The organism is Aquimonas sp., assembly GCF_044377145.1.
Taxonomy (GTDB): domain Bacteria; phylum Pseudomonadota; class Gammaproteobacteria; order Xanthomonadales; family Xanthomonadaceae; genus Aquimonas.
In genome coordinates this window covers 1-8943 of the sequence record NZ_JBILJQ010000118.1, presented here as the reverse complement: position 1 = coordinate 8943, position 8943 = coordinate 1, and the positions used below count along the sequence as shown (strand labels likewise).

The 8943-nt window shown below is 65.2% G+C and carries 7 protein-coding genes; 4 read left to right on the top strand and 3 right to left on the bottom strand.

The genetic code is table 11. The features are described 5' to 3' along the window. The first annotated feature begins 60 nt into the window (after positions 1 to 60). Both ACIQ7H_RS20980 and acnA read left to right on the top strand, forming a co-directional pair. Entirely contained in the window at positions 61 to 762 is a 702-nt protein-coding gene (locus ACIQ7H_RS20980; RefSeq protein WP_395795231.1) for a superoxide dismutase, read from the top strand. A 79-nt stretch (positions 763 to 841) separates the two neighbouring features. Beyond that, positions 842 to 3583, top strand: coding sequence for an aconitate hydratase AcnA (acnA, locus tag ACIQ7H_RS20975; protein ID WP_395795229.1), 2742 nt, complete (start codon positions 842 to 844; stop codon positions 3581 to 3583). A 220-nt stretch (positions 3584 to 3803) separates the two neighbouring features. Here the strand turns inward: acnA and ACIQ7H_RS20970 are convergent, their stop codons facing one another. Then, positions 3804 to 5261 carry a rhomboid family intramembrane serine protease gene (locus ACIQ7H_RS20970; RefSeq protein ID WP_395795227.1) on the bottom strand — a complete coding sequence of 486 codons (1458 nt, stop codon included), beginning with the start codon at positions 5259 to 5261 and terminating at the stop codon, positions 3804 to 3806. Between the two features lie 75 nt (positions 5262 to 5336). Between ACIQ7H_RS20970 and greB the strand changes: the two genes are divergently transcribed. After that, complete coding sequence (greB, locus tag ACIQ7H_RS20965; RefSeq protein ID WP_395795225.1) at positions 5337 to 5861, top strand: transcription elongation factor GreB; 525 nt, start codon at positions 5337 to 5339, stop codon at positions 5859 to 5861. A gap of 1247 nt (positions 5862 to 7108) precedes the next feature. Here the strand turns inward: greB and ACIQ7H_RS20960 are convergent. After that, positions 7109 to 7324 carry a helix-turn-helix transcriptional regulator gene (locus tag ACIQ7H_RS20960; protein ID WP_395795223.1) on the bottom strand — a complete coding sequence of 72 codons (216 nt, stop codon included), beginning with the start codon at positions 7322 to 7324 and terminating at the stop codon, positions 7109 to 7111. Continuing rightward, positions 7321 to 8040 (bottom strand): hypothetical protein, encoded by a 720-nt coding sequence (locus tag ACIQ7H_RS20955; RefSeq protein ID WP_395795221.1) that lies wholly within the window; start codon positions 8038 to 8040, stop codon positions 7321 to 7323. The genes ACIQ7H_RS20960 and ACIQ7H_RS20955 overlap by 4 nt, the downstream gene beginning before the upstream one ends. A 332-nt stretch (positions 8041 to 8372) precedes the next feature. On the opposite strand from ACIQ7H_RS20955, the gene ACIQ7H_RS20950 reads away from it, so the two are divergent. Further along, positions 8373 to 8867 (top strand): hypothetical protein, encoded by a 495-nt coding sequence (locus ACIQ7H_RS20950; RefSeq protein ID WP_395795219.1) that lies wholly within the window; start codon positions 8373 to 8375, stop codon positions 8865 to 8867. Positions 8868 to 8943 lie beyond the last annotated feature (76 nt).

Below are 8943 nucleotides of genomic sequence, written 5' to 3'. Positions count from 1 at the left end.
CAGCTGAGCTGCTCAGCACACCCGGCGCGCTCAAGGCCAGATCCACACCCGTTGAGCTCGATCTGCCGGAGGTGGTTAGTTAGAAAAAACGTCGCCGAGTGTTGGGAAAGGGTTGACACGTTCCGCCTGCCTGACCTGCCCTACCCGACCGAAGCGGCGCAGCCGCATATCGATGCCGAAACCATGCGCATCCACCACGGTCGTCACCATCAGGCCTACGTCAACAACCTCAACGCCGAGCTGCTGAAGGACGACCGGCTGCAAGGGCTGACCGTTGAGCAGATCCTGCGCGGCGTTTCCGACTACAGCATGGCCACCCGCAACAATGGCGGCGGCCACTACAACCACAGCCTGTTCTGGAGCCTGCTGGCCGCGCCCGGCACCGGCGGTGAACCCTCAGCGGAACTGGGCGCAGCGCTCACCGCCAGGTTCGGCTCGATAGCTCAGTTCAAAACCGCGTTCGAGAACGCCGCGCTGGGCGTGTTCGGCTCGGGCTGGGCCTGGCTGATTCTCGACGAGAACGGCGCGCTTGCGATCAGCACCACGCCGAATCAGGACAATCCGCTGATGGACACGGTCAGCCCTAACGGCGAGCCGCTGCTGGCGATCGACGTGTGGGAGCACGCCTACTACCTCGACTTCCAGAACGTGCGTGCCGACTACGTCCGCGGCTGGTGGCCGATCGTCAATTGGAACGAGGTCAATCGTCGCTATGCGGCCAGCGGCGGCGTGCGCACGGCCGAGGCCAACTCGGCAAACTGACACTTCACACTGCATCAAGCGCAGTCGTAGCCGAGACCGTCGCGGCCGGCGACTACACAGCACACACCAGGAACATCCCATGCACAACAGCTTCGATACTCGCGAAACCCTGACGCTTGGCAGCCAGAGCTTCACCGTGTTCAGCCTGTCCCGGCTGGAATCACACTTCAACGTCAAGCGGCTGCCGTTCTCGATGAAGATTCTGCTGGAGAACCTGTTGCGCTGCGAAGACGGCGTCACCGTCGTTCCCGCGCATGTTCAGGCCCTGCTCGATTGGAATCCGCAGGCTGAGCCGGAGATCGAGATCGCCTTCATGCCGGCGCGCGTCGTGCTGCAGGATTTCACCGGCGTGCCCTGCCTGGTCGACCTTGCCGCGATGCGCGATGCGGTGGTAAAACTCGGTGGCCGGCCCGAGCAAATCAACCCGCTGATTCCGTCGGAACTGGTGATCGACCACTCGGTGCAGGTCGATGTGTTCGGCACGCCCGAAGCGCTGGACCTCAATGGCAAGATCGAGTTTCAGCGCAACCAGGAGCGCTACAGCTTTCTGCGCTGGGGCCAGGGCGCGTTCGACAACTTCCAGGTGGTGCCGCCGAACACCGGCATCGTTCACCAGGTGAATCTTGAATACCTGGCGCGGGTGGTGATGACGCGAGAGGTTGGCGACGAGCTGCAGGCCTTCCCGGACACGGTGTTCGGCACCGACAGCCACACCACCATGATCAATGGTCTGGGCGTGCTTGGCTGGGGCGTCGGCGGCATCGAAGCCGAAGCGGCGATGCTGGGCCAACCCAGCTCGATGCTGATCCCGCAGGTGGTGGGTTTCAAGTTCACCGGCCAACTGCCCGAGGGCGCCACCGCCACCGATCTGGTGCTGACCGTCACCCAGAAGCTGCGCAGCCACGGCGTGGTCGGCAAGTTCGTCGAGTTCTTCGGCCCCGGCCTCGATCATCTGCCGCTGGCCGACCGCGCCACCATCGCCAACATGGCACCGGAATACGGCGCTACGTGCGGCATCTTTCCGATCGATGGCGAGTCGCTGAGTTACCTGCGCCTGTCCGGCCGCAGCGAGGACCACATCGCCCTGGTCGAGGCCTACGCCAAGCATCAGGGCCTGTGGCGCGATGCCGACTTCCAGCCCGACTACAGCGCTGTGCTGACCTTGGATCTCGCCGAGGTGCGGCCCTCGCTGGCCGGCCCGAAACGGCCGCAGGACCGTGTACTGCTGACCGAGATGAAGCAGAACTACCGCGACAGCGTGGCGCCGCTGGTGCAGGCACGCAATCAACGTGCGAATGTCGTCGGCGAGATGGTGTCCGAGGGCGGCGGCGCGGCGATCGGCAACCAGGAGGTGCTGCAGAACGGCTGTGTCGAGATCGAAATGCACGGGGAGAAGGTTCAGCTGAAGGACGGCGCCGTGGTGATCGCGGCCATCACCAGCTGCACCAACACCAGCAACCCCGCGGTGATGCTCGGCGCCGGCCTGCTGGCGCGCAATGCGGTGCGCAAAGGCTTGAAAGTCGCGCCGTGGGTCAAGACCTCGCTGGGGCCGGGCTCGCTCGTGGTCACCGACTACCTGCGCAAGGCGGGCCTGCTCGGCGAGCTCGAAGCGCTCGGCTTCCACGTGGTCGGCTATGGCTGTACCACCTGTATCGGCAACTCCGGGCCGCTGCCCGCGGAGGTCAGCGCCGGCATCGCCAAGGGTGATCTGACGGTCTCGGCGATGCTGTCGGGCAACCGCAACTTTGAAGGGCGCATCCACGCCGAGGTCAAGCTGAACTATTTGGCTTCACCGCCGCTGGTGGTGGCCTACGCGCTGGCTGGAAGCACCGATATCGATCTCAGCACTGAACCCCTCGGCACGGGCAGCGATGGCACTCCGGTCTACCTGCGCGACATCTGGCCCAGCAACCGGGAGATCGGCAACCTGATCGCCAGCACCGTCGGCCCGGAGCTGTTCAAGCAGAACTACGCAGATGTGTTCAAGGGCGATACCCGCTGGAACCAGATCAGTTCGCCGACCGGGAAGATCTACGCCTGGGACGCGGCCAGCACCTACATCAAGAATCCGCCCTACTTCGAGGGCATGAGCATGCAGGTCGGCCAGATCCAGGACATCACCGGCGCGCGCGTGCTTGGCCTGTTCGGCGACTCGATCACCACCGACCACATCAGCCCGGCCGGCAACATCAAGGCCAGCTCACCGGCAGGCGAATTCCTGCAGGCGCGCGGTGTCGAGCCGGCCGACTTCAACAGCTATGGCAGCCGCCGCGGCAATGACGATGTGATGGTGCGCGGCACCTTCGCCAATATCCGCATCCGCAACCGCATGCTCGGTGGCGAGGAAGGCGGCAACACCCTGCACCAGCCGAGCGGCGACAAGCTGCCGATCTACGATGCGGCGATGCGCTATCAGGCCGAGGGCGTGCCGCTGGTGGTGTTGGCCGGCAAGGAATACGGCACCGGTTCCTCGCGCGACTGGGCGGCAAAGGGCACCTACCTGCTCGGCGTGCGCGCGGTGATCGCCGAGAGCTTTGAGCGTATCCATCGGAGCAACCTGGTCGGCATGGGCGTGCTGCCGCTCGCCTTTCGCGCCGGCGAGAATGCGCAGACGCTGGGCCTGCTCGGCGACGAAGTCATCGCCATCCGAGGTCTGAAGGATGGCCACGCCCGAACCGCGCGCGTTGGCGCCCAGCGCGCCGATGGAAGCAGCATCGAGTTCGAGGCGCAGGTGCTGCTGGCGACGCCAAAGGAGATCGAGTACCTACGCCACGGCGGCCTGCTGCATTACGTGCTCAGGCAGCTTGCGGCGAAGGGATAGACTCCGGCTTGGAAGACGCAGCCGAAGCGACGGCCCCGGCCCATCGGACGCCACTCAGCGCTTGATGGGCCGGGCCGACGGCGAAGGGACGATTTCGCAGCGATGCGAGCCACTGCGCGAGCGTCGCGATGGCGCCAGCGCGGATGCGCTCGCGGCAAGTTCGCGCGGAAAGCGGTCAAGCGCACAGGCTTCGACTTGCACCATCCGGCTTCGGCAGCACTCACCCCAGCAGCACGCGCGCCTTGGCCGCTTCCGGCGCCTGCGGGAAGCGCCGCATCAGCTCCTGCAGGCTCGCCCGCGGATCGCTGCCCTGCCCGCCCTGGCGTTCGGCCAGGGCGAGCTTCAGCCACAGGCGCGGCTGCAGCGTCGGCTCCAGATCTCCCGGCATCTCGCGCAACAGTGCGCGCACCTGCTCCAAGCGCATGGAGTTGAGTTGCCGTTCAAAGCCCGCAGTGAGCGCCTCGGCGCTGACCCGCGGCGAGCCGCTGCAGGCTTCTTTCAGTAGCGCCTGCTGGGCATCAAGGCCGAGCGCGCGCGCCGACAGCAGTTCGGACAGCAATCCGCCGGCCTGCGCCATGCGCCCGGCGTAGCGTGCGCAGCGATAGCGTGCGATGCCCGCACGCGGACTCGCGGCCAGGTCAGGATCTTCCTCTGCCAGCGCCTGCAGTGCGGCCTCCGCTTCGGTGATCTGCAGGCTGCCCAGGCGTTGTTCGGCTTCGCTCAACAGTGCGGCACCCTGTTCACCGTGTGAACTGTCGGCTGCATCGAGAAAGTCCTCGCGCACCCGGCCGAGCCGCTGCACCGCGATGCCGAACAGCGCACCGGTGATCAGACCGCCGGCATGCGCTTCGAAACCGATGCCGACATCCGGGTTGGCCAGAAGATTGAACAGCTCCCAGCCCAACCAGGCTGGAAACAGCAGCAGGGCCGGCGCGCGCACGTAGTCGAACACCACAAAGAACCAGTAGAAAAACCGCACCGGTCGCAGGCCCCAGATCAGGCAATAGGCGCCCATCAGAGCCGCCACCGAACCGGAGGCGCCGAGGCCCGCGTGCGGCTGGCCCCAGTTCCAGAAAAGCGAGGCCACACTCGAACCGATTGCGCCCAACAGATACAGCAGCACCAGCAGGCGGCCGCCCACCGCGCCTTCGACCAGCATGCCAAGCATCACCAGAAACAGCATATTGCCGATCAGATGACCCCAGCCGCCGTGCAGAAAGGCTGCGCCGATCAAGCGCGCCGGGTCGAAATCCTTCGACTGCAGCTGGTAGCGCCAGGTCCAGCTGCTGCCGAGTTCCTGCAGATGCGCCTCACGCAGGGCCTGCCATTCGGCGGGGTCCGCCAGCGTGCCGCTGGCCAGCAGCTGCTGCTGGAAGTCTGGATCCAGATCAACCAGTTCGGACAGCTGCTGCGAGCGGATCGGCTCAGGCGCCGCCTGCAGCATGGCCAGCATGGCCTGCATACGGCCCGACAGCGCGCGCTCGGCGTGCTCGATGTAGGCATCGATCTCCAGCGCGGCCAGGCCGGAGTCGACATAGCGCTCGCGCGCGTGCGCCTCGCGCGCCGGGTCGCCGCTCTGCAGGGCCATGAACACGAATACGTTGAACGCCACCAGCAGCAGCGTCGCCCACGGCAGATGGCGACGGTCCAAGGGATGATGCAGTGGCAGAATCAACATGCGGCGGCCGCTGGGCAAAGTGAGCGCTGCAGTGTAAACGTGCCGTCCCCACCCCGATACGAGCAGCCGCCGCACATGTCACGTTGGCGTCCACCTGCCCCAGGCTCGACCCCGATTATCACCCGCGAGGGTTTTGAAACCCTGCGCAACGAGTTGAACCATCTGTGGCGCGAGCAGCGCCCGGAGGTGGTGAAAGCCCTGACCGCAGCCGCCGCCGAGGGCGACCGCAGCGAGAACGCCGAGTACATCTACCGCAAGAAGCAGCTCGGCGAGATCGACCGTCGCGTGCGCTATCTGACCAAGCGGCTGGAGGCACTCAAAGTGGCCGAGGGTCTTCCTGCTGATCGCGATGCGATCTACTTCGGCGCCTGGATCAGGCTGGAGCAGGTCGACAGCGGCGAGCAGCTGCACTACCGGATCGTCGGCCCGGATGAAACCGATGCCGGCAAGGGCTACATCAGCATCGACTCGCCGCTGGCGCGCGCCGCGCTCAAGAAGCGCGCCGACGACGAGTTCGAGGCCACACTGCCGGCCGGCCTGCTGCGCTTCGCGGTGTTGGAGGTGAGCTACAGCTTGCCGACCACGCACGCCGACGGCTGAGATCACCCGATCGCTGCCACGCACATCTCTCCATCGATGCTGATGCACTCGGCACCGCCCTGCCCGTCCGGGCGCAGGCCGTCGGTTGTACCAATCGCGCGCAGAAGCGCCGGGCTGTGGCTGACCACCAGCAGCGCAACGGGGAACTGCGCCAGCGCGTGTTCAACTGTCGCGGTGGGGACGCCGGTTGCCCGGCGGCCCCCACACAGATCCGCATGAGCGTCACTACCGCATACGGTTCCTGCCTAAGGTCGTGACGGAGCGGATCGTTGCTCGGGATAAGGGTGCATTCGACGGCAGTAGGGAATAGGTCGACGAGCAAAACGGTTTGAACCGGTCCCACGACAGCCGATGGCGCTGACTCCGCCGCAGCAGCGCGTGCCGCCATGCGCGGCACACTTCGCTACGGAAGCCTTCAAGGGGCTGCAGATTCCCGGGGACAGCGTTGTAGTTGAAGTAGCCCTGCACCAGACGCTTTGGCCACTGCCCCACGACATTGGGCGGTTCATGCCAACGACGCGTCAGCGTGTCGCGGAGGGTGCACAACGTCGCCCCCATCCGCTTCCTTCACCGTGAGGCGAAGCAGGCGGAACCGGTCATGTTGGTCGGCAACGCAACAGTGCGTGAAACCGCGGAATTCGAACGTGTCCGATTGACCTTTCTGCCCCCGTTCACGGCGAATCTCCGCCGCGAAACGACCGGACCCGATCAGGCCCAGCTTTGTGCGACTCGGTCAGTGGCTTGACCGACGGGGCCGGCACACTGATGTCACCCTCAGAACAGTCGACCTACCGGCACTGCCTGATCTTGTCGGTGATGCGCTCCGAGCGAACCGACGAGCCCACGGCCCGATGGTCGAGCTGGTCAGCACCAGCACACTCGGAGTTGATCACTTCAACGGACTTGCGTGCAGCGATCGCAGTCGGCCCGGCGCTTGATCGTGATCCGCGGCGCGCGCCACCGGTCGGTCAGCAGCGCTGATCGACTATGCAGGATGCATTCGTCCGGGATCTGACAACTAGGTCACGGCGATAGGTGGGGTGGGCGAACGCATACAAAGCACGACGTCAAGGGTCGCGAGATTCAGGCACCAAGCAAAAGTTCATGCTGAGCAAGCCCGACAGGTTGCTACGGAAGCCCATGGACGCTGGATGGAGCTTTCGCATAACGCATTCGACTTCTTCGGCACGTGCTTTGCGATGCGATGGAACGCGGCACCCGCGCCGCCGCCTCACAACTTTGCCGTGCTACTCGAGGCTGAACACCTGATCGACGCCGAGCCCGAACACCCGCGCCATGCGCAGCGCCGATTCCAGCGACGGGCAGTAGCGTCCCTGTTCGATCGCGATAATGGTCTGACGAGAGACACCCACGTCACGCGCGAGTTGTTCCTGTGTCATCTCGCCATGCTGGAAGCGCAGTTCGCGGATGCGATTGGTGATCTTGCCGCGAACCCGGGTCACCACACACCTCCATGGCGGTAATAGCGCAGCACCGCAGCGTACTTGGCGATCTGCGCCAACACGATGAAGAGGAACGCGAGATTGGTGACCACGAGCGCCGGCCACTGCAGCAGCGCCACCACCGGCACCACCCAGATTCCGAAGGCGAGCACCAGATAGGCCACGCGCGAACCGGCCCGCTCGGCGTCGCGGTCACGCTCGTCCTCGGCTTCATCCAACTCGGAGCTCGGCGCGTGCGCCAGCGCGATCACGGCGTGCCCGACGCCAGCGACAATGGCCACCAGAAGGGCCGAACCGAAGAAAAGCGGGATGATCAGAACCGGCGCGCGCCACGTCAGCAGGGCGTAGGCGATGTAGGTCAGCGCCAGTGTGCACAGCATGAGCAGCGCGCTCTTCTGTCGGAACGAGCCCTGCGACTCGCGCACGGATCCCGTTTGCAGGCGTGACTTGCGCGCGCGGAGCGCGGCGAGCCAGACGGCAGCGGCCACCACCACATTTATCACGCCGCCCAGTACAGTCTGGCGGTCGCCGGTGAGATAGACGATCAGCGAGACCCACGGCGCCGCCGCCAGGGAGACGATGGCCACAAGGGTCAGGAACTGGTCGTGCTCCAAGCGCCCGTCCCCACGGCGCGAGTACAGGCGAGCGACGAGGACGCCGCATGCCACGGTCCACAACACGATGGGCACGAGGGCAACGAGAACGGATGACGACATGAGAGTACTCCGGGTGGGGGCATGCCTTGCTGAAGCAATGTAAAGCTAACCTTACATCCTTGGGACGTCAAGAGGACTTTACATTGCCTCCGCTGGGCAAGCGGAAGCTGACTCCACGCAAGAAAAAAGTCGGCATGCGAGCCGGCCTTCATCGATAGAGAACCCCGGCAAGCCAGCGCGAACGTCAACTAGCCTTGGGCCGCGCTTACTCCGCGCCCTGCGGCAGCACCACCGACATTTTCGCCTCGGATTTGCTGCCGCAGCCCTCGCACATTTCCTCGCGCTAGAACATGTATCCCTCGGGTAGCAACGTGTCGTGCACGTCCACCTTGTTGCCCATCGCCATCTCGAATCCAAGTGCACGCGCACTGCGCAACGGCAGCATCCGGTCAATGGGCGTGAAGGAGCCGTTCGGGCTTGACCAGCACGAACAGCGTCTCGCCGTCGCCGCCGGCAACGAGATACGGATCTATGACGCCGCCGCGAAGATCACGCACGTGTTTCACAATCCGTGGTTCGCCCAGTTGCACTCGGTGTATTTTTCCGACGATGGATCGCGTCTGCTCACCGTTTCCACCGGCTTCGACACAGTGCTCGAATTTGACATCGCGCGCGAACGCCTGACGTGGGCGTGGAATGCTTGGGACCACGGGTACGATCTCACGCCGTCCGGGATTCGCATCCGTCGCGGCAGCGCGCCTACGGGACCGGCGCCCCGCAGCCTTGTCACGGTGGACGACCCGGCGGCGTGGAGGGGCTTCGGTCTGCCGACCGGTCCGGAACGTGTCAACCCTTTCCCAACACTCGGCGACGTTTTTTCTAACTAACCACCTCCGGCAGATCGAGCTCAACGGGTGTGGATCTGGCCTTGAGCGCGCCGGGTGTGCTGAGCAGCTCAGCTGC

Excerpts from the sequence above, each read along its gene's own strand:
- acnA (WP_395795229.1), top strand. The coding sequence starts at position 842 with ATGCACAACAGCTTCGATACTCGCGAAACCCTGACGCTTGGCAGCCAG.
- ACIQ7H_RS20970 (WP_395795227.1), bottom strand. The coding sequence starts at position 5,261 with ATGTTGATTCTGCCACTGCATCATCCCTTGGACCGTCGCCATCTGCCG.
- greB (WP_395795225.1), top strand. The coding sequence starts at position 5,337 with ATGTCACGTTGGCGTCCACCTGCCCCAGGCTCGACCCCGATTATCACC.
- ACIQ7H_RS20955 (WP_395795221.1), bottom strand. The coding sequence starts at position 8,040 with ATGTCGTCATCCGTTCTCGTTGCCCTCGTGCCCATCGTGTTGTGGACC.